General features: G+C 46.0%; 18 protein-coding genes and 6 pseudogenes. 18 read left to right on the top strand and 6 right to left on the bottom strand.

Annotation, left to right across the window (positions count from 1 at the left end):
- Positions 1-40: 40 nt before the first annotated feature.
- Positions 41-517, bottom strand: a complete 477-nt coding sequence (locus BBW69_RS07125; RefSeq protein ID WP_188210866.1) for a hypothetical protein — start codon at positions 515-517, stop codon at positions 41-43.
- Between the two features lie 20 nt (positions 518-537).
- Between BBW69_RS07125 and BBW69_RS07120 the strand changes: the two genes are divergently transcribed.
- The 7 genes from BBW69_RS07120 (at position 538) to dcd (ending at position 6,404) form a co-directional block, all read left to right on the top strand.
- A complete protein-coding gene (locus BBW69_RS07120; protein WP_188210865.1) occupies positions 538-789 on the top strand; it encodes a hypothetical protein in 252 nt (83 codons plus the stop codon).
- 35 nt (positions 790-824) lie between these two features.
- Complete coding sequence (hisS, locus tag BBW69_RS07115; RefSeq protein ID WP_188210864.1) at positions 825-2,120, top strand: histidine--tRNA ligase; 1,296 nt, start codon at positions 825-827, stop codon at positions 2,118-2,120.
- Positions 2,121-2,750: a YfgM family protein gene (locus BBW69_RS07110; protein WP_111727159.1), complete on the top strand. Its 630-nt coding sequence runs from the start codon at positions 2,121-2,123 to the stop codon at positions 2,748-2,750.
- A gap of 156 nt (positions 2,751-2,906) precedes the next feature.
- On the top strand, positions 2,907-4,364 hold the full coding sequence (gene der / locus BBW69_RS07105; protein WP_111727160.1) for a ribosome biogenesis GTPase Der: 1,458 nt from the start codon (positions 2,907-2,909) through the stop codon (positions 4,362-4,364).
- Positions 4,365-4,394: 30 nt separating this feature from the next.
- Complete coding sequence (locus BBW69_RS07100; protein ID WP_188210863.1) at positions 4,395-5,294, top strand: recombination-associated protein RdgC; 900 nt, start codon at positions 4,395-4,397, stop codon at positions 5,292-5,294.
- 61 nt (positions 5,295-5,355) lie between these two features.
- The gene (locus BBW69_RS07095; protein WP_188210862.1) at positions 5,356-5,772 is read left to right on the top strand and encodes an MORN repeat-containing protein; all 417 of its coding nucleotides are present in this window, start codon (positions 5,356-5,358) and stop codon (positions 5,770-5,772) included.
- 65 nt (positions 5,773-5,837) lie between these two features.
- Positions 5,838-6,404, top strand: coding sequence for a dCTP deaminase (gene dcd, locus BBW69_RS07090; protein ID WP_039854796.1), 567 nt, complete (start codon positions 5,838-5,840; stop codon positions 6,402-6,404).
- 63 nt (positions 6,405-6,467) lie between these two features.
- On the opposite strand, the gene BBW69_RS07085 is transcribed toward dcd, so the two are convergent.
- Positions 6,468-7,172 (bottom strand): SIMPL domain-containing protein, encoded by a 705-nt coding sequence (locus BBW69_RS07085; protein WP_107862477.1) that lies wholly within the window; start codon positions 7,170-7,172, stop codon positions 6,468-6,470.
- Between the two features lie 143 nt (positions 7,173-7,315).
- On the opposite strand from BBW69_RS07085, the gene BBW69_RS07080 reads away from it, so the two are divergent.
- Positions 7,316-8,512: a glycosyltransferase gene (locus BBW69_RS07080; RefSeq protein WP_188210979.1), complete on the top strand. Its 1,197-nt coding sequence runs from the start codon at positions 7,316-7,318 to the stop codon at positions 8,510-8,512.
- Between the two features lie 38 nt (positions 8,513-8,550).
- Entirely contained in the window at positions 8,551-9,504 is a 954-nt protein-coding gene (locus tag BBW69_RS07075) for a PhoH family protein (RefSeq protein WP_188210861.1), read from the top strand.
- A gap of 542 nt (positions 9,505-10,046) precedes the next feature.
- Here BBW69_RS07075 and BBW69_RS07070 read toward each other — a convergent pair.
- Positions 10,047-11,408, bottom strand: coding sequence for a polynucleotide adenylyltransferase PcnB (locus BBW69_RS07070; RefSeq protein ID WP_188210860.1), 1,362 nt, complete (start codon positions 11,406-11,408; stop codon positions 10,047-10,049).
- A 583-nt stretch (positions 11,409-11,991) separates the two neighbouring features.
- A complete protein-coding gene (locus BBW69_RS07065; RefSeq protein ID WP_255489359.1) occupies positions 11,992-12,249 on the bottom strand; it encodes a MarR family winged helix-turn-helix transcriptional regulator in 258 nt (85 codons plus the stop codon).
- 34 nt (positions 12,250-12,283) lie between these two features.
- Between BBW69_RS07065 and BBW69_RS07060 the strand changes: the two are divergent.
- From BBW69_RS07060 to BBW69_RS07025, 8 genes and pseudogenes are all read left to right on the top strand, one after another.
- Positions 12,284-12,514 (top strand): annotated as a pseudogene (locus tag BBW69_RS07060) (integrase core domain-containing protein); the annotation flags it as partial.
- A gap of 215 nt (positions 12,515-12,729) precedes the next feature.
- On the top strand, positions 12,730-13,005 hold the full coding sequence (locus tag BBW69_RS07055) for a transposase (protein ID WP_325047942.1): 276 nt from the start codon (positions 12,730-12,732) through the stop codon (positions 13,003-13,005).
- 188 nt (positions 13,006-13,193) lie between these two features.
- Positions 13,194-13,998: pseudogene (locus BBW69_RS07050) on the top strand (CRISPR-associated endonuclease Cas3'').
- 68 nt (positions 13,999-14,066) lie between these two features.
- Positions 14,067-15,791: an ATP-dependent endonuclease gene (locus tag BBW69_RS07045; protein ID WP_188210859.1), complete on the top strand. Its 1,725-nt coding sequence runs from the start codon at positions 14,067-14,069 to the stop codon at positions 15,789-15,791.
- Complete coding sequence (locus BBW69_RS07040; RefSeq protein WP_188210858.1) at positions 15,778-16,653, top strand: DNA adenine methylase; 876 nt, start codon at positions 15,778-15,780, stop codon at positions 16,651-16,653. The genes BBW69_RS07045 and BBW69_RS07040 overlap by 14 nt, the downstream gene beginning before the upstream one ends.
- A 188-nt stretch (positions 16,654-16,841) precedes the next feature.
- Positions 16,842-17,517: pseudogene (gene cas5c / locus BBW69_RS07035) on the top strand (type I-C CRISPR-associated protein Cas5c).
- Positions 17,514-18,291 (top strand): annotated as a pseudogene (locus BBW69_RS07030) (type I-C CRISPR-associated protein Cas8c/Csd1); the annotation flags it as partial. The pseudogenes cas5c and BBW69_RS07030, both read left to right, overlap by 4 nt.
- Before the next feature lie 64 nt (positions 18,292-18,355).
- Positions 18,356-18,992 (top strand): annotated as a pseudogene (locus BBW69_RS07025) (transposase); the annotation flags it as partial.
- A gap of 285 nt (positions 18,993-19,277) precedes the next feature.
- Here BBW69_RS07025 and BBW69_RS10000 read toward each other — a convergent pair.
- Together BBW69_RS10000 and BBW69_RS07015 are read right to left on the bottom strand one after the other, a co-directional pair.
- Positions 19,278-19,532, bottom strand: a complete 255-nt coding sequence (locus BBW69_RS10000; RefSeq protein ID WP_223169972.1) for a hypothetical protein — start codon at positions 19,530-19,532, stop codon at positions 19,278-19,280.
- The gene (locus tag BBW69_RS07015; protein ID WP_223169971.1) at positions 19,519-19,827 is read right to left on the bottom strand and encodes a hypothetical protein; all 309 of its coding nucleotides are present in this window, start codon (positions 19,825-19,827) and stop codon (positions 19,519-19,521) included. The genes BBW69_RS10000 and BBW69_RS07015 overlap by 14 nt, the downstream gene beginning before the upstream one ends.
- Here BBW69_RS07015 and BBW69_RS07010 point away from each other — a divergent pair.
- Positions 19,816-20,014: pseudogene (locus BBW69_RS07010) on the top strand (IS5/IS1182 family transposase); the annotation flags it as partial. The gene BBW69_RS07015 and the pseudogene BBW69_RS07010 sit on opposite strands and share 12 nt — an antisense overlap.

The following is a 20,014-nucleotide window of genomic DNA, read 5'->3' as shown; positions in this document are numbered from 1 at the left end:
AATTGGCACTGATTCAAACCGGTTTTAAAAATCCGGCCGCTCAATCACACTTTTTCTTGGAAACAATCCGCTGATACTGCTTCCGGACACTCTCCCCGTTATTGACAATATCGTTGATAAGACAACGGCCGCCCGCACAACTGATGTCGTATTTCAGATTGTTCATCCGAGAACCGTCGGAAAAGGAAACTTGGACAATATTGCCCGATGAAGGAACGATTTTAAGTTTTCTGATTTCGGTATCGCCATTACCCAAACCCATATCGTAATGCTCGAAATAGTCACAAGCCAACTCGCCCGTCCGTTCATTAATCCTATCAATGATACGTGAAGCCTGCCTGATTGTTTTTTTAAATTCCGGCGCGGCATATTCCGAATACGTTGCGCCGACAGCATAACCTTGCGCATCCGTTTTATAGAGTTTCTTAACCAGATTGATTTTTGCAGAATCGCCCCCGTCGGCAAATAACATTGACGGCACAAGCAGTGCCGCAACCAACAGCCCTATTTTCTTCATAAATATACTCCTGAAATCAAATGGATATTTCACCCATCAAGATAAAATTGGAAACGATTGTACCTAATTTACCTGCATTCGGAAACCAACATACAGTGTTATCAGATATAGAAACTGTGGTAATTTCAAATATTGGCATACACAATCCTCACCGGACGGCAGAAAGAGGCAAAACTTTCTTGTGGCAAAAAGCGCCATATCATTTTCAGACGGCATTTTTACCCGTCCGCAAACCATCTCCATCCTCACAAGCCCTTAAAAATCCGCTATAATCGCCCGCAATTTGATTTAAGCATTCTTACTTGAAATGGCACAAAAAATCCAATCCGTCAAAGGCATGAACGACCTTCTGCCTGTCGAGCAAAAAGATTTCAAACTCACGGCTGCGTTTTGGCAGGCGTTTGAAGATACGGTCGGCCGCTGGACACGCGCTTACGGCTATCAACAAATCCGTACGCCGATTGTCGAGCAAACCGGTTTGTTTGTCCGCTCCATCGGTAAGGAAACCGATGTGGTCGGCAAGGAAATGTACACCTTTTCCGATTCAAACGATTCTTTGAGTTTGAGCCTGCGTCCCGAAGGTACGGCTTCTTGTCTGCGTGCGGTGGTCGAACACAACCTTTTGTACAACAGCCCGCAAAAGCTGTGGTATATGGGGCCGATGTTCCGCCGCGAGCGTCCGCAAAAAGGCCGTTATCGTCAATTCCATCAGGTCGGTATCGAAGCTTTGGGGTTTGAAGGGCCGGATATTGATGCGGAAATCATCGCGATGTCTGCCGATTTGTGGGAAAAATTGGGTATTCGCGAATACCTGACTTTGGAAATCAACAGCTTGGGCAACCGTGAGGAACGCGCGGCACACCGTGCGGCATTGGTTGAATATCTGACCCGTTATGAAGATAAATTGGATGAAGACAGCAAACGCCGTCTGAAAACCAATCCTTTGCGCGTTTTGGATACGAAAAACCCTGATTTGCAGGAAATCTGCAACGCGGCGCCGCGTCTGGTGGATTACTTGGGCGAGGCTTCGCAAAACCACTATGCACGCTTCAAGGCGATGTTGGATGGTTTGGGTATCCAATATATTGAAAATCCGCGCTTGGTCCGTGGTTTGGATTATTACAATCAGACAGTTTTTGAGTGGACGACCGACAAACTCGGCGCGCAGGCGACTGTGTGCGGCGGCGGCCGTTACGATGGTTTGATTGAAGAGCTTGGCGGCAAACCTGCGCCGTCTATCGGCTTTGCAATGGGTATTGAGCGCCTGCTGCTTTTGGTGAGCGAATACGGCTCTCTGGAAGTGAACGCCGCGCCTGATGTCTATGCAATGCACCAAGGCGAAGGTGCGGACTTGCAGGTGATGAAATACGCGCAAGCCTTACGCGCTCAAGGTTTCAATGTGATGCAGCATTCCGGCTATCAGAGCCTAAAAGCGCAAATGAAAAAAGCCGACAACAGCGGCGCACGCTTTGCCCTGATTGTCGCGCAAGACGAACTGGCGAACGGTACGGTTACGCTCAAAGACATGAACGGCGCACACGGTCAACAAACCGTCGCCGCCGAGGATTTAACCCCTACTTTACAACAATGGAAGAACGCATAAATGGCAGCCCATCTCGAAGAACAACAAGAGTTAGACAACTTCAAATATTTTTGGAAAACCACGGGCAAATGGCTGTTTGCCGTGCTGATTTTGGCGGCGCTCGGCTACTTGGGATACACGGTTTACCAAAACCGTAAAGTTTCCCAAAATCAAGAAGCCGCTGCCATATTGGCTGAAATCGTGGAAAAGGCGCAAAGCAAAGCCCCGCAAAACGAAATCAATGCCGAATTGACCAAACTCCAACAAAGCTACCCCCAGTCTATTTCCGCGGCACAGGCCACACTAATGGCGGCGGCAACCGAATTTGATGCACACCGTTACGATGTTGCAGAAGCCCACTTGAAATGGGTATTGTCCAATCAGCAAGACAGCCTGATTCAGGCGTTGGCGGCACAGCGCCTCGGCGTGGTACTGCTCCAGCAGAAGAAATACGATGCCGCCCTTGCCGCACTCGATACGCCGGTAGACGCAGCCTTTACCCCGCTGCTGATGGAAACCAAAGGCGATGTCTATGCTGCACAGGGAAAAAGCCAGGAAGCCTTAAAAAACTACGGACAGGCTTTGGAAAAAATGCCTCAAGATTCTGTCGGTCGCGAATTGGTTCAAATGAAACTCGATTCGCTGAAATAAATGCCGTCTGAAATGCCGTCCATTATTTATCAGACGGCATTTTACCCTCCCTCTTTATGGCCTCTTGCCGTGAAGAACCTATTTACCGTGTTCCAACGGACACCTGCTCGTGTTCAGACTCCTCCAAGCCTGCACTTGACACAGAAAGACTCAATCATGAAACCAACCATCGCACTTGTCGGCCGTCCCAATGTCGGCAAATCTACTTTATTCAACCGTTTGACGCGCACCAAAGACGCGCTCGTGCATGACCTGCCCGGCCTGACGCGTGACCGCCATTACGGTCATGGCAAAGTCGGCAGCAAACCTTATTTGGTCATCGATACCGGCGGTTTTGAGCCGGTTGTGGACAGCGGCATTTTGCACGAAATGGCAAAACAAACCTTGCAGGCTGTCGATGAAGCCGATGCGGTTGTGTTTTTGGTGGACGGCCGTACCGGTTTGACACCGCAAGACAAGATTATTGCCGACCGTTTGCGCCAAAGCCCGCGCCCTGTTTATTTGGCCGTGAATAAAGGTGAGGGGGGCAATAGGGCTGTACTTGCAGCCGAGTTCTACGAACTTGCTTTGGGCGACCCTTATGTTATTTCAGGCGCGCACGGCGATGGCGTGTATTATCTGATTGAAGATATTTTGGAAACCTTCCCTGAACCTGAAAAGGAAGAGGAAGAAGCAAAATATCCTGTTTTTGCCGTTATCGGTCGTCCGAACGTCGGCAAGTCTACGCTGGTTAACGCCATCCTCGGCGAAGAGCGCGTGATTGCTTTCGATATGGCAGGCACGACGCGCGACAGTATCCATATTGATTTTGAACGTGAAGGCAAACCGTTTACCATCATCGATACCGCAGGTGTGCGCCGTCGCGGCAAAGTGGATGAAGCAGTGGAAAAATTCTCCGTTATCAAAGCCATGCAGGCGGTTGAAGCCGCAAATGTTGCTGTTTTGGTATTGGACGCGCAACAAGATGTCGCCGACCAAGATGCGACGATTGCAGGTTTTGCTTTGGAAGCAGGCCGTGCCTTAGTAGTTGCCGTCAACAAATGGGACGGCATCAGCGAAGAGCGGCGCGAGCAAGTGAAACGCGATATCAACCGCAAACTGTATTTCCTTGATTTTGCTAAGTTCCACTTTATTTCCGCATTGAAAGAGCGCGGTATAGACGGTTTGTTTGAAAGCATTCAAGCTGCCTATAATGCAGCGATGATTAAGATGCCGACGCCGAAAATCACGCGCGTCCTGCAAAGCGCGATCGAGCGTCAGCAACCGCCGCGCGCAGGCTTGGTGCGTCCGAAAATGCGTTATGCCCACCAAGGCGGCATGAATCCGCCGGTGATTGTGGTTCACGGCAATTCGCTGCACGCGATTTCCGACAGCTATACGCGCTATCTGACCCAGACCTTCCGCAAAGCCTTCAATCTGCAAGGCACGCCGTTGCGGATTCAATACAATGTTTCGGAAAACCCGTATGAAAATGCGGAAGACAAACCGAAGAAAAAACCGCTGCGCCGTGTCAGCCTGAGCAACCGTATTGAGAAACGCGAAGGCCGCAAGGAAGAGAAAAACCGTTTTAAAAAGAAAACCAAAGTCAGCGTGAAAAAACAATTCAGCAAATAATTCCCGACATTTCAAACAACAGGAAACATTATGTGGTTCAAGCAGATTAGTTTTTATCCGCTCAACAAAGAAAAGCTGCCTGAGGCGGACGTACTTGCCGACAAACTTGCTGAAGCTGAATTTACCCATTGCCAAGGCTTAGACTGGTTCAGCGAAGGCTTTACCGCACCGGTTTCATTCTCCCCGGAACTCGTTTTCCCTGCCGACTTTACCTTGCGCGTCGCCCTGAAAAAAGAGGAAAAAGTCCTGCCTGCCGGCGTCATCCGCGATATTTTGGAAGAGAAGGTAGCGGAAATCCAAAACAATGAAGCCCGCAATGTCGGTCGCAAAGAAAAACAAGAGCTTAAAGAGCAAATTACAGACGACCTGCTGCCCAGAGCGTTTACCCGCAGCAGCCGTACAGAAGCGGTGTTTAACACCCGCCACGGCTACCTGCTCGTCAATAACGCGGCTTCCGCCAAAGCAGAAAACATCCTGACCAAGCTGCGCGAAGCTTTGGGAGGTTTGGAAGCCTCGCTGCCGAATACCAAACAATCGCCCTCTTCCCTGATGACCGGCTGGCTGTTGCAAGGACATTGCGAAGGCGGTTTTGAATTAGACAGCGATTGCGAACTCAAAGGTACGGGCGATATTGTTTCCGTCGTCAAAGTATCCAAACAAGATTTAACCGCCGACGAAGTGGTTCAACACGTCAAAAACGGTAAAACCGTAACCCAGCTCGGTTTGGTTTGGCGCGAACAAATCGCCTTTATCCTCACTCAAGACTTCACACTCAAACGCATCCAATACCTCGACGTATTGCAGGAAGAAGCCGAAAGCAACGGCGACGATACCGCCGGCCTTGCCTTCGCCTCGCAAATCCTGATGGCGGAATCCGTCAGCACCATGTTGGAAGAGCTGGTTTCCTATTTGGGCGGCTGGCAAGATTAATTTTTCAGACGGCTTTTACACGACAAAATACCGTCAACCAAAATCCAATGGAATAACCCTTATGCTTAAACATCTCGCATTCCTACTGCCCGCCATTATATTCGCCCTCCCCACTTCGGCCGCCGTTCTGACTTCCTATCAAGAACCAGGCTGCACCTACGACGGCGATGTCGGCAAAGACGGTAAACCCGCCGGCAAAGGCACATGGCGCTGTCAAGACGGGCGCAACTATACCGGTTCGTTTAAAAACGGCAAGTTCGACGGACAAGGCGTTTATACCGTTGCCGCCAACCGCGAAATATTTATCGAACCGTTCAATTCCGACAGTACCAAATTCCGCAACATGGTACTCTCGGGCACATTCAAAAAAGGCTTGGCACACGGCAGATTTACCGTCTCGCAAAACGGCGAAACCCTCTTCATTATGAAATGCGAAAACGGCATGATTAAAGAAGTGAAACTGCCCAAAAACAAATAAGCCCCGTTTTCAGACGGCATCCCCGAATGCTTTGTCCGAACATCGAAAGAAACAAGGAAAACATTATGAGCATCAAGTCCGACAAATGGATACGCCGCATGAGCGAAGAATTCGGCATGATCGATCCCTTCGAGCCGAATCAAATCAAAGAAGCCAACGGACAGCGCATCATCTCCTACGGTACGTCCAGCTACGGCTACGATATCCGCTGCGCCAATGAATTTAAAATTTTTACCAATATCAACAGCACCATCGTCGATCCCAAAAACTTCGATCCCAAAAACTTCGTTACCGTCGAAGACGACTGCTGCATCATCCCGCCCAATTCCTTCGCACTGGCGCGCACGGTCGAATATTTCCGCATCCCGCGCAACGTCCTGACCGTCTGCTTGGGCAAATCCACCTACGCCCGCTGCGGCATCATCGTCAACGTTACCCCGTTCGAGCCGGAATGGGAAGGCTACGTTACCCTCGAATTTTCTAACACCACCCCCCTGCCCGCCAAAATCTACGCCGGCGAAGGTGTGGCGCAAGTCCTCTTCTTCGAGAGCGACGAAATCTGTGAAACCTCATACAAAGACCGCAACGGCAAATATATGGGGCAAACCGGCGTTACCCTACCTAAAGCCTAAAATATAAATGCCGTCTGAACCGTATCATCCGGTTTCAGACGGCATCTGCCTGTTTATCCGTGGTTAGAACTGAACCGTTCCATTGACACTGATACTGATTTCCTCCACACCAGGTGCAACGGAATCCGTACCCTCCACGCCGTAGCTTGCCGCCATCGGCATGGCACGAAGCATTTTTGCCTGAGCAGCTCCCCCACCCGCGATATGGCTGCCGATATGTCCCAAATTTAATTTGACGATTTTATAACCGGACGTACCCAATATGCCCGACAACTTGTCGGCACGCGCCTTGAAACGCAAAATAGCATCTTTACTGACCTGATCGACAATTTCGTTTCGGCGTTCGCGCGACACATGGAAATCCGTATATTCCAATGCGGCATCTGCTTGAACATCGGCAATAAAACGGTTTAACTCATCAAAATCCCTACCTTCGACCTTAAATTCCGCACGCTCTTCCCAGCCTGTTTGAATGCGTCTGCCATTGGTATATTGATAGCGCGGCATCGCACTGCGCGATACCAATTCGGTTTTAAAGCTACCATTTTTCGATTTTCTGGTGAAATTGTTGAATTTTTTAACAAACTCAGCATTGACGGCATTTTTGTCCCGTCCTTCCGCCGTCACTTGGAAACGTGCGGACATTGTATCCTGAGCCACTTCCACACCGGCCGATTCAGAAAATTCGACAATATTGTAATTCAATGCTTCAGCCGCTGCCGGAAAAGATACCGCCAATAGGGAAGCCGCCAAAATAGAACGCAACATATCCGTATCCTTACTTATAAAACCGCCAATCTAGCATATCGCTATGCTAAATTGCGTTAGCGTAAGACAACAATTTAAATATTCGATCGGCCTGCCTTATAATAACCGTCTTTCCGATACGGAATCATATTATGTCCGAACCGTTGCACGTCCTCGTCATCCCCTCATGGTATCCGCAATCCGAACAGGATGTGGACGGAATATTTTTCCAAAATCAAGCACAGGCCCTTCAACGCAAAGGCATCAAAACCGCCATCCTCGCCCCCATGTTCCGTTATCTGCGGAAAGAAACAGCAAGCATCCTGACCGGCCCTTACGGTTTTGCCCAATACCGGCAAAAAAGTTTGGACATCTATGCATGGCGCAGCATGTATTTCTTCCCCCGTTTTCCGCTAATCGACATCGACCGCATCCGCTGGGTGCGGGCAGGATTAAAGGCCTTTGAGCGCTATATCGGAGAAAACGGCATTCCCGACATCATCCATGCCCACTGTATGAACTATGCCGGCATACTTGCCTTCAAGATTTCCCAAAAATACGGCATCCCCTATGTCGTCACGGAACACAGCAGCACCATTACGCGCGGTTTGGTGCGCCCGCACCAATGGCAGCCTATGAAAAATGCGGCGGCACACGCTTCCGCACTGCTTGCTGTCAGCCGCCGTTTCGCCCAAGTCCTGCAACATCAATACGGCACTACATGGCAATATCTGCCTAACATTCTGGGTAACATCTTTACCCGAGCCTTCCATCCCCCGCAAATCAACCGTCCGGACAAATATTTTACCTTCTGCACTGTCTCACATCTGCGCCGGCTAAAAGGACATGATGTCCTCCTGTCCGCCTTTGCCCGTGCTTTGGCAAAACACCCCAACCTCCGTTTGAATATCGGCGGCAGCGGACAAGAAGAAACAAACCTGAAACGGCAGGCACGTCAGTTGGGAATTGCCCATGCCGTTACATTTTTAGGCGCATTACAGCCCGAAGCAGTATTGGATTTGATGAGGAACAGCAATGCATTCGTCCTTGCCAGCCGCACAGAAACCTTCGGCGTGGTCTATATCGAAGCACTGTCCCAAGGATTGCCCGTCATTGCAACACGCTGCGGCGGTGCGGAATCTATTGTTTCAGACGGCAACGGATATTTGGTTCCTGTTGACGACGACGATGCCCTTGCCGACGCACTCATCAAAATGTATGAACACCACTCTGATTTTGAACCTGCCCGACTTAGGGAAAACTGTCTGAACGAATTTGGCGAAAATGCCGTTATAGGCAGGTTGATCGGCATTTTCCGACAGGCAATCGCAGAATACGGTAAGAAAATACCGGTGAAATAGATTAAAATCACACAATATCCAACTATTCGGACCTTCATATGACACATACCGTCCACCTGCATTTAGAAGAAACCGACAACTTGGCGTTGCAGCGTCTGTGCGGTTCTTTTGACAACAACCTTGATTTACTTGCCAAAGCACTCGATATCCACATCAGCCGCCGTTTTGAACATTTCACTTTCAACGGCACATTTGCACACGCCGGCAAACGCGCACTGCTCAAACTCTTGGAAACGGCGCAGACGCGCGACCTAAACGACGGCGACATCAGGCTTGCCGCCGTCGAAGCCCAAACCGAAGATGCCGGTCATCAAGAAAAAAACCATGACCACGCCTATTATTTCCGTACGAAGCGCGGCAGCATCGGCGGCAGGACACCCAGACAAAACGGCTATATCCGCGCCCTGCTCAACCACGATATCGTATTCGGGCTGGGGCCCGCAGGCACGGGCAAAACCTATCTTGCCGTTGCCGCCGCCGTTGACGCAATGGAAAAACACCAAATCGAACGCATCGTTTTAGTCCGGCCTGCCGTCGAAGCCGGTGAGAAACTAGGTTTTCTGCCCGGTGACCTGACCCAGAAAGTCGATCCCTACCTTCGTCCGCTTTATGATGCCCTCTATGACCTGATGGGCTTCGACCGTGTAACCAAGCTGATTGAAAAAGGTCTGATTGAGATTGCCCCACTCGCCTATATGCGCGGCAGGACGCTCAACGGCGCATACATCATCCTCGACGAGGCACAAAATACCACGCCCGAACAAATGAAAATGTTCCTGACCCGCATCGGATTTGGTGCGAAAGCCGTCATTACCGGCGACATCAGCCAGATTGACCTGCCCAAAAACATCAAATCAGGATTGAAAGACGCACGTGAGAAACTGCACGATGTAGAAGGCCTGTATTTCCACACCTTTACCAGTGAAGACGTCGTCCGACATCCTTTAGTGCAAAAAATCGTTGAAGCCTACGAATCGGCAGAGCACGGCTGATACGGATGCCGTCTGAACCTTGATGCACAATCAACCGCACAAACAAAAACGGATACGGAAGCAGGATTCCGTATCCGTTTTATCTGACTGCCCTCATCTGCCCGATTGTCCTTCCTGCACCTGATTGCTCCGTCCATGCAAAATTTCGCCGAAATTTCACAATTGCGCACCAACCTCACTTTCTCCACAGACGACACGCTCGCCCTGTGCGCCATCATATTTAAAGGCGGCATCGGCTATTAAACCTGTACGACCCAAACCGCTGGACGGCAAAAGACGACGCAATCCAATGCGCCCGCAACGAAAAAATAGAAAATGCCGTCTGAAAAAATCAGACGGCATCCATTTTATTGGCTCAAGAGATTAAAAACCAATCAATCATACAATTCTAATCGGCTGCTCAAACGCCTACCAAAACAAAACAACGCTGTACACAGGGCAAATTTATTAAACAGCCTGATTCTAAAGAATTTATACCGTTTCCAAGATAGGGGCATATGCAGTCGGAAACCTTTCCGGCATTACTCACCGTCCGTTAACCATTATTGTTGATTCGCACCTACAGAACCCTGATCAGGTTTACGCCTTCTGCGGCGGCGTTTTTTAGCCTGCCCTTCATTCTTGCCGTATCGGACGGACGGCTGATTTTTGGTCATATCGGCCCTCTGCTCAGGTGATGCCGTCTGAAACGCCGTCCACCAATCGACAAGCGTACGGTCCGCATCACCGACTGCCGCACGCAGTATCAGAAAATCATAAGCGGCACGGAAACGCGCTTGTGCAAACAGTTTATGCGGCCTTGTCCCCCTCCTGTTTTCAAACTGCGGCTGAAACAACCAAATTTCACGCATAGTGGCAGAAAAACGCTGGGGAACGCCCCAACCACGCTCAACCGTATCGCGCAAGGTATTCATCGCCTCCGACAAGGCGTGTGAAGGTTTCAAACCCTGTTGCAGGTTTACTTTCCAATGGCGGTTTAATTCCGGCCACATTAACGCCGCCAACACGAAGCCGACCGAAACCGATTTGTCGGCGCGCAAGCGTTCGTCGGTATTTTTAAGGGCAAGGCCTATCATTTTCCCATCCATGCCGTCTGAAATATTCAGCGCATTAAACAGGGGATGGATATCATCAGGAACATCAAATTCTTTCAAACACTTCAAGCATTCGCGCGCGTGTCCTGAAAACAACAACTTCATAATCTCATCAAACAGCCTTGCCACCGGCTCGTGTTTCAGACGGCCTATTGATTCAGCAATAGGCCCGGCGGTCGCTTGCGACAATTCGAATCCCAATTTCCCCGACAGGCGGATTGCCCTTAAAATCCTGACAGGGTCTTCCTGATACCGTTCGGCGGCATTACCGATCATCACCAGTTTCCGTTCGGCAATATCGTCCATGCCGTTGTGGAAATCCAAAATTTCTTCTTGTTCCGGATCGTAATACAACGCGTTGCAGGTAAAGTCGCGTCTCATGGCATCTTCTTCGATACTGCCGTAGGTATTGTCTTTCATAATCCTGCCGCGTGCATTCTGATGTACTTTCGCACCGCCCCGAAAAGTCGTTACCTCAATCACTTCCGCACCGTTCATCACATGAACGATTTGGAAACGCCTGCCGATAATGCGGCTGCGGCGGAAAAGTTTGTGCACCTGTTCCGGAGTGGCATCGGTCGCCACATCGAAATCTTTAGGCTCGATACCGAGCAGCAAATCCCTGACCGCCCCCCCGACAACATAAGCCTGGAAGCCTGCCTCCTTCAGACGGCATATGACTTTCTCAGCGGCAAAACTCAACATTTCGGCACGGATGTTGTGCCTTTCCAAAGGTATGACCGTTTTACCTTCCGCTTTTTTGCCACCGCGCCCGGAAGGAAGTATTTTATTCAACCATTTTTTCAACATAAACACTCTGACCCGGAAGGCAGCGTCCCCTCGGGCAACCGTTTTCAGACGGCATCAAACAGCAGTAATGCAGGATACCGAAAAAATACACACAAAAGGCGTAGAAACTACGCCGTCCGATTTACCGCTTTATACATGTGGAAATGCGTCATTATAGCAGATTGCTTATCAAAAAAATCAGACCCTGCCGTTACCGGCAGAGTCTGCAATTCAATATGCCATTCCCCGCCAGAACGGTTGTTTCTATATAACGAAAGAAATAAAACTATAATTATTTCAACTTGTTGTAATAAAATATTGATACTTTCCTTAAAAATACGTAAAAATAACCCCGACAACAGAGTAATTATGTCATGTCATTATATTTTACAATATTAACGTAAAATTTTTACACATTGCTTTCAAGAGCCAACCATTTATGTTCTCTGTTTTACTTTTTGAGAATAAAAAACAGAGAGAGGACTTCTATACTTTGGTGTAAATAATTCTCTTGAATAAATTTCTGTTCTATAGCTATGCCCTATTTTTGAATTTCAAATGTAGTATGGAGCTATCAAAATTGACAACTCCATAAATAATATTCTTATTCTTTGTTTAATCTAACAAGAAAATGCTTAAATTGTTCTTTGTCGTTATCCAACTTTCCGAAAAATAACTCATCAATTTGCTCAATTAACGGAACAGCTGTTTGTAATATTTCTTCTCCTTTTTTGTTTAAAATAACAACTTTTGCTCTTGTATCTCTTGAATGTTCTTTTCTTTTCACAAAATTATGTTTTTCCAATAAATTCAATATTTGAGACGCCATCATGACATCTATCTCTGAAAGTTTTGAAATCATAACTTGTGTAACTTCATTATCATTTTGCGATAGAACCCAAAGTAGGAGTCGCCGAGGTAACTGTTGGGATAATGCCCCAATGGAGCGTTGGTTCCGTAGTTTCAAATATGAGTGGATGCAAGAAGGCGGTTATTTAACTTTAGGGCAAGTGATGGACGATGTGAGAGATTATGTGATGTATTACAATTTTGTTCGCCCACATCGTTACAATCAAGGTTTGCCGCCTGTTTTAACAAAAACAACCTATCGGGAACTGTTGAATTAGTTGATCACTACAAAAATATGGCTGTGTTTTGATATTAGATTGACACAGGAATTTAAGAAGGAATCATGAAATACATGATTCCTTCTCGTTTGCCTACATTAAACATATAGACCGCCAACTCAATCAATAGAGTGATTTACCAGTTTTTCAATCTTCCCAGTATATCTCCTACCGAATACGATTCTTCTAATTTCTCGGTTTCAAACACCATTAAGATGATGTTGCAAGACTTGCTCTCTGCCCTGCCAAATCAATTTAGGCATTTCGCACCCCCTTACTTGACAGAAAAGGATATAAGAGAACGCAACCGATATTTGTCGAAAACCCGTTATGTGGTCGAACAAAGCTTTGGTACGTTGCACCGTAAATTCCGCTATGCGCGGTCAACCTATTTCGGGCTGCTCAAAGTGAGTGCACAAAGCCATCTGAAGGCGATGTGTTTAAACCTGTTGAAAGCAGCTAACAGGCTAAGTGCGCCTGTTGCTGCCTAAAAGGCGGTTGGATGCCTGATTATGGGGTATCCGGGGAGGATTAAGGGGGTATTTGGGTAGAGTTAGGGAGTGATTGGTGGCGAAAACAGCCGAAAACCTGTGTTGGGGTTTCGACTGTCGGGAGGGAAAGGAATTTTGCAAAGGTCTCTTAGAATATCAAAATTTAATTGTAAAAATAAGGAGTTTAGATGAAGGTTTATTATGCTCATTCCGCCCAAGGCCAATTCTGCAACCTTTTGCCTTACGAACACTGGCAAACCCTTCAATCCCACGCCCAAAATGTCGGCAATTCGGCTGCAAATTTTGCCCAAGTTTTCGACGCGCAAGACATTGCTTATCACACCGGGCAACTACACGATTTAGGAAAATACTCGCTTGAATTTCAGGATAGATTAAATGGCGGGAGTAAGCCTGCCGACCATTCTACCGCCGGGGCAAAAATCGCTTTTGAGTGTTGGGGCAGCATTGCTATCGGCAAGCTCATGGCGTTTTGCATTGCGGGGCATCATGCCGGTTTGGCAAACGGTGCGGGCGAGGGTGATAACCGCAACACCTTGAAACAACGTTTGGCGTTGCAATTCGGTAAAGATATTCCGGAACTCGATAGCGTATGGCTGCAAGAAATCAAGCTACCCAAAACTTTGCCTGTGCCGCCGCTTCCCATTCCAAACCATCGCCGACAAATTCCGCATGATTGAAAGCCATATGCAGCCGCTGATTATTCCGTTTGATGTTGATGCCGAAAGCCTCATTAACAGCCTGCACCACGCCGACCACATTGGCGGACTACTGCGTAAACTGCAACACTACACCGTCCAAATCCCCGAAAAAGCCCTCGCTGCTTTATATAAAGCAGGGCGTATCGAACCGATTAACGAGAAAAACTTCGGCAAACAGTTTTATACGCTGATTGGGCTGGATTTGTATGATGAAGTGGCGGGGCTTTCTTGGGAGGATGTGGAGTTTTTGAAGGGGGAGAGTTTGGTTTTTTAATATCACCAAGGTAAAATGCAACAATTAGAATTATTCAATAACTCAATTATTCCTTATATAGGAATTATATGACTATAAAAACACAACTAAAAAAATTAATTATTGAAAAATTTAGAGCTTTAAAGAACCTAGAGGTTGAATTTGGAGATGCTATTACTGTTATATGTGGGAAAAATGGTACATCGAAGTCTTCAATTTTAGGAATTGCTGCTCAGATTTTTAGCTTTGATAAGGATTATGTCAAAGATGAGCCAATTTCCTATAAACAAATCACAGGATTTCCATTTAAATCAAAGTATCGTGATCATTTTAGAATTTCGCAGGCATTTGATGTGCCGGGTTCAATGAAAGTTTCCATAGAACTCAAAGATGGTTATACAAATCAGGATGCAACCGCAAGATTAGAATTAATGACACGTGGGGACGTACCTAGAGCTGTTGTTAGAAATAACAGTACAGCACCTGGAGGAGCTAATACAAGTAGAAATTTTACTCATCCTGTTATCTTCTTAAGCTTAAAAAGACTTTATCCTATTACTGATCGAACTTATGAAATTAAGGATTTTGATTATCTAAATACCCATAAACAAGAGTTTATTAATCTGACAAATGAACTTTTAAATAGAAGTTCAGCTAATGCTATTGGTACAGGGGGCACGATTAGTTCTGCTGTTTCCTATGGTGATAATTATGATCAAGAATCTGTGTCGGCAGGAGAAGACAATGCTGGACAAATTGTATTAGCACTGATGTCATTTAGGAAACTTAAAGAAGAGTATACAGACTACAAAGGAGGATTGTTGTTAATAGATGAGGCGGATGCTGGGTTATTTCCAACTGCTCAAATCAATCTATTAAAGATACTGGAAAGAGAATGTAGAGACCTTAATTTACAGGTTATTATGACCTCACATTCTCCAGTTTTAATTGAATATGCTTTTGAAAAAAGTAAGCAATTTAGACAAAGATATAAAACCATCTATTTAAGCAATACGTACGGCGATATACAGGTACAACATGATTGGTCTTGGGCGCAAATTAATGCTGACTTACTGGCAACTATAACCCCTCTTAATTCAACAATAAATTTGCCAAAAATTAATGTTTATTTTGAAGATAGGGAGGCTTCTGATTTATTTGCTGCGATAATGAATAGACAACCGATTAAGAAATTTACATCTTCAATGAATGATATTACTCTTGGCTGTTCAAATTATTTTCAACTTATAAACAAAAAAGTTACAGAGTTTTCAGAGAAAAGCATCGTTTGTCTAGATGCAGATCAACAGACAAAGGTAAATAAACGTCACAAAACGATTGTTTTATTACCTGGTCATTTACCACCAGACCAGTTAATTTTTGAATATTTGTATAACTTAAGAGACGACCACCCTTATTGGCAGAATGAGCTAAATTTTTCAAGATCTGTTTTTACAAATCTTGCTAGAGAAGTGACTAGTGCATTTTCGATTACTGGTAATGAAGTGAATATAAAAGAAAGGGTAGAGAGTTATACTAGAAATAAGCGGCAAGAAGATAAATCGGCAAGAGATATTTTTAAAAATTTTTATAAGAATGAAACTATTCATAATTTATGTCATTCAAATCACAAAGCTTACAATCCATGGGTAGCTTGGATTAGTGAAAATCCTGAATTAGTAAACAAGTTTTTAAACGATTTCAAAAACACGATGTGTCATATTATGCAGAAAGGATACTCTGTTGATCCCGCAAAGCTATCAGCATTGAACGTAAAACTGAAAAGAGTAAATCATAGAGATGAAAACGAATAGATTATATAGCCCGTTACGCTATCCGGGAGGAAAAGCATCTTTTTCTCCTTTTATAGCAAAAGTAATGGAATTAAATGGCGTTTCTGGTGGGCATTATCTTGAACCGTATGCTGGAGGTGCTGGTGTCGCACTAAATTTATTATTTAATGGGCATGCGGAACATATCCATATTAATGATGCTGATCCAGCAGTTTACGCTTTTTGGAAATCAGTAACTCAATATTCTGATGAAATTTTACATTTGCTTGAATCCACTCCTATTACTATTGATGAATGGTTCAAGTGGCGTTCAATTTTACGTAATGAATGTGATGCAAATTTGGTTGAAAAAGGTTTTGCAACTTTATTCATGAATAGAACTAATCGTTCAGGTATTTTAAAGGCCGGTGTAATTGGAGGAAAGCAACAAACAGGCATATATAAACTTGATGCACGATTCAACAAAGATGATATTACATTACGCATTATTGAAATAGCCAAACGGAAAAACGATATTTCTGTTTATTGTGAAGACTCCTTATCTTTATTAAGTAATTGTTCTGAATTTCTTCCAGAAAAATCATTGATTTATTTGGATCCACCTTATTACGTAAAAGGAAAAGGATTATATCGAAATTATTACAAACATGATGACCATGTTGCTATTTCAAAGGTAATTCAACAAAGTAACTTTAAATATCCCTGGGTTGTATCCTATGACAATACAGAAGAAATTTGTTTTATGTATCAAATGAGCAAGTCTTTAAGCTATGGATTAAACTATTCAGCTCAAAGACGCTATATTGGAAATGAAATTATGTTTTTCAGCCAAGATTTACTCATTCCAGAAGAAGGAATTCCAAAAGTGAAAATGGCTAGTTAATTACAGTTCTATTTCAAATAATTATTCGTTTCTTATGGCTTAAATCAACCCGCTTCCTATTCATTTATTCAACGAGGAGCGGGTGTTTTATTATGTAACGATGCTGATGATATATGAAGTTTTGATGATTCTATCGAAGAGAAATAAAGTCGTCTGAAACCGCACTTTCCAACTCAAAGGAGAGCCAAATGAACCAAATCCGCCTACACATTTGGGGCGATTATGCCTGTTTTACCCGTCCGGAGATGAAGGTGGAGCGGGTGTCTTATGATGTCATCACGCCATCGGCGGCGCGCGGGATTTTGGCGGCGGTGCATTGGAAGCCTGCGATTCGCTGGGTGATTGACCGAATTTATGTGTTGAAGCCGATTCGGTTTGAGTCGGTGCGGCGCAATGAGTTGGGCGGCAAGATTTCAGCGGGTAAGGTCAGCGGCGCGATGAAGCGTAAGAGCGTTGCCGATTTATATACGCTGATTGAAGACGATCGCCAGCAGCGCGCGGTGACGGTGCTTAAAGACGTGGCTTATGTGATTGAAGCCCATGCGGTGCTGACGGCAAAAGCGGGGGTGAATGAGACCGTTACCAAGCATATTGAGATGTTTAAACGCCGTGTGAAAAAAGGGCAATGTTTTCAGCAGCCTTGTTTGGGCGTGCGTGAGTTTCCTGCCTATTTTGCGTTGATTAACGAGGGTGAACCGCTGCCGCCGTCGGCATTATCGGAAAGCGAGGCAAACCGCGATTTGGGTTGGATGCTGCACGACATTGATTTTGACCACGGCAACACGCCGCATTTTTTCCGCGCGGAAATGAAAAGAGGGCGCGATTGATGTGCCGCCGTTTTACGCCGAGGAGGTAAAAGCATGATTCTTGCATCCCTTGCCCGCTATTACCCGCCGTTTGACAGCAAAAACTGATGACATGGGCAACCCGAAAGTGCCGCCTTATGGTTTTAGCGAGGAAAAAATCGGCTGGATTTTGGTGTTGGATAAAGAAGGCCGTCTGAAAACCGTTGTGCCGAATCTGACCACCGATAAAAAGCCGCAGTCGAAGCTGATGAGTGTGCCGCGCCCTGAAAAACGCACATCAGGCATCAAACCGAATTTTTTGTGGGATAAAACCGCATACACGCTCGGCGTGGAAGCCAATAAAAACAAAGCCGAAGCCAAAGAAAAACCGTTTACGTCGTCTGAAAAAACTTTTGAAGCCTTTAAGCAATACCATCTCGATTTACTGCAAAACAGCGACAATGAAGGCTTGCAAGCCTTGTGCCGTTTTCTGCAAAACTGGCTACCTGAAAATTTCGCTGCCGAAAATCTGCCTGACGAAATACTGGATGCCAACATTGCATTTTCTCTTGAAAAACCGACCGCACTTATCCATGAACGCGAAGCCGCACAAACCTTGTGGGTGGGCTGCCTGAAAAGCGACGAAGCACTCGAGGGTTTGTGCCTGATTAGCGGCGACACCGCTCCGATTGCACGGCTGCATCCGGCGATTAAAGGCGTGTTTGGCGGGCAAAGTTCCGGCGGTTCGATTATTTCGTTCAACAAAGAAGCCTTTGCCTCGTTCGGTAAAGAGCAAGGCGCAAATGCACCTGTTTCCGAACAATCCGCGTTTGCCTACACCACCGCGCTGAACTGAGACCTTTGCAAAACTCCCCAAAATCCCCTAAATTCCCACCAAGACATTTAGGGGATTTCTCATGACCACCTTCTTCCAGCAAACCGCACAAGCCATGATTGCCAAACATATCGACCGCTTCCCACTATTGAAGTTGGATCAGGTGATTGATTGGCAGCCGATCGAACAATACCTGAATCGTCAAAAAACCCGTTACCTTAGAGGCCACCGCGACCGTCCCGCCATCCCCTGTTGTCCATGTTCAAAGCCGTCCTGCTCGGACAATGGCACAGCCTCTCCGATCCCGAACTCGAACACAGCCTCATCACCCGCATCGACTTCAACCTGTTTTGCCGTTTTGACGAACTGAGCATTCCCGATTACAGCACCTTATGCCGTTACCGTAACTGGCTGGCGCAAGACGACACCCTGTCCGAATTGCTGGAACTGATTAACCGCCAACTGACCGAAAAAAACCTAAAAATAGAGAAGGTATCCGCCATCGTCATTGACGCCACCATTATTCAGACCGCTGGCAGCAAACAGCGTCAGGCCATAGAAGTCGATGAAGAAGGACAAGTCAGCAGCCAAACCACACCGAGCAAAGATAAAGATGCCCGTTGAACAAAGAAAAACGGCTTCTACAAACTCGGTTACAAACAACATACCGTACCGATGAGGAAGGCTATATCGAGAAACTGCACATTACTCCCGCCAATATACCAGTTTTCTCATTAACTAACGGGGAAAAGCGTTCTCCATTTGAAAACAGGATTGTTTCTAGTCTATACATATCTACTAAATTTACAGCGTAAATATATATAAATACTAACAAAGAAGATAACAAAAGCCAAAATATGTGTAAAAAAAGAGAAACCTTGCTATATAAGGTTTCTCTGAGTTTTAATGATTTATTTTTTAAAAAATTCAAGTATATAGAATTCAGAACGGTTGTTTCTATATAATAGAAACTGTAAAAATAAAATTAAAATAGTTTCAATGTATTATAAATTAAAAGCAACATAATTATTTGAAATACGTAAAAATAGTACCTGTAATTGAATAATAATAGCCCTATATTTTACATAATTAGTGCAGGATTTGTATGAATTGCTTTCAAGAGCCAGCCCTTTATTTACTCTTATTTCAATCCTTTTTTCTGCCAACCAGTTTTCCAACACATCAGCGATTTCCACGTTATTTGCTTCGGCAAAAGCGAAATGGCTGTTGCCGCGTATGCCGATTTCAGGCAAGCACACAACGCTGGCTTCGCCACCGTGGCGGTTGACAGGCTTGCGCCATATGGATGCGCTTAATCCGACGCCGTGATGCCAATATGGGTTGTCTGCCGAAATGTAGTCGCCGTAAGTAGATGACGATGGGCATTTTGGTCAGCAGGGCGAAGCGTTCGGCACTGATAGACTGCGAGAGTGAAATGTTGGCAGCGTCGTTAGCGGAAGTGGCGACGCTCGGCAAGTCGTCTTCAGGAAAAACAAACTCGGTGCCGGGTTCGTAGTAAATCACGGCTTTCACTTTTTCGGGATTTTTCAGCACGGTTTGCCAACCGGTGCCGCCAGTCTTTTTGATGTAGCAGAATTACCAACGTGGAAATTAGATCAGGTGATTGATTGGCAACCGATCGAACAGTACCTGAATCGTCAAAGAACCCGTTACCTTAGAGACCACCGCGGCCGTCCCGCCTATCCACTGTTGTCCATGTTCAAAGCCGTCCTGCTCGGAC

The sequence above is a fragment of the Neisseria sp. RH3002v2f genome (genome assembly GCF_014596375.1).
GTDB lineage: Bacteria > Pseudomonadota > Gammaproteobacteria > Burkholderiales > Neisseriaceae > Neisseria > Neisseria cinerea.
This window is presented reverse-complemented; position numbering and strand designations above follow the sequence as displayed.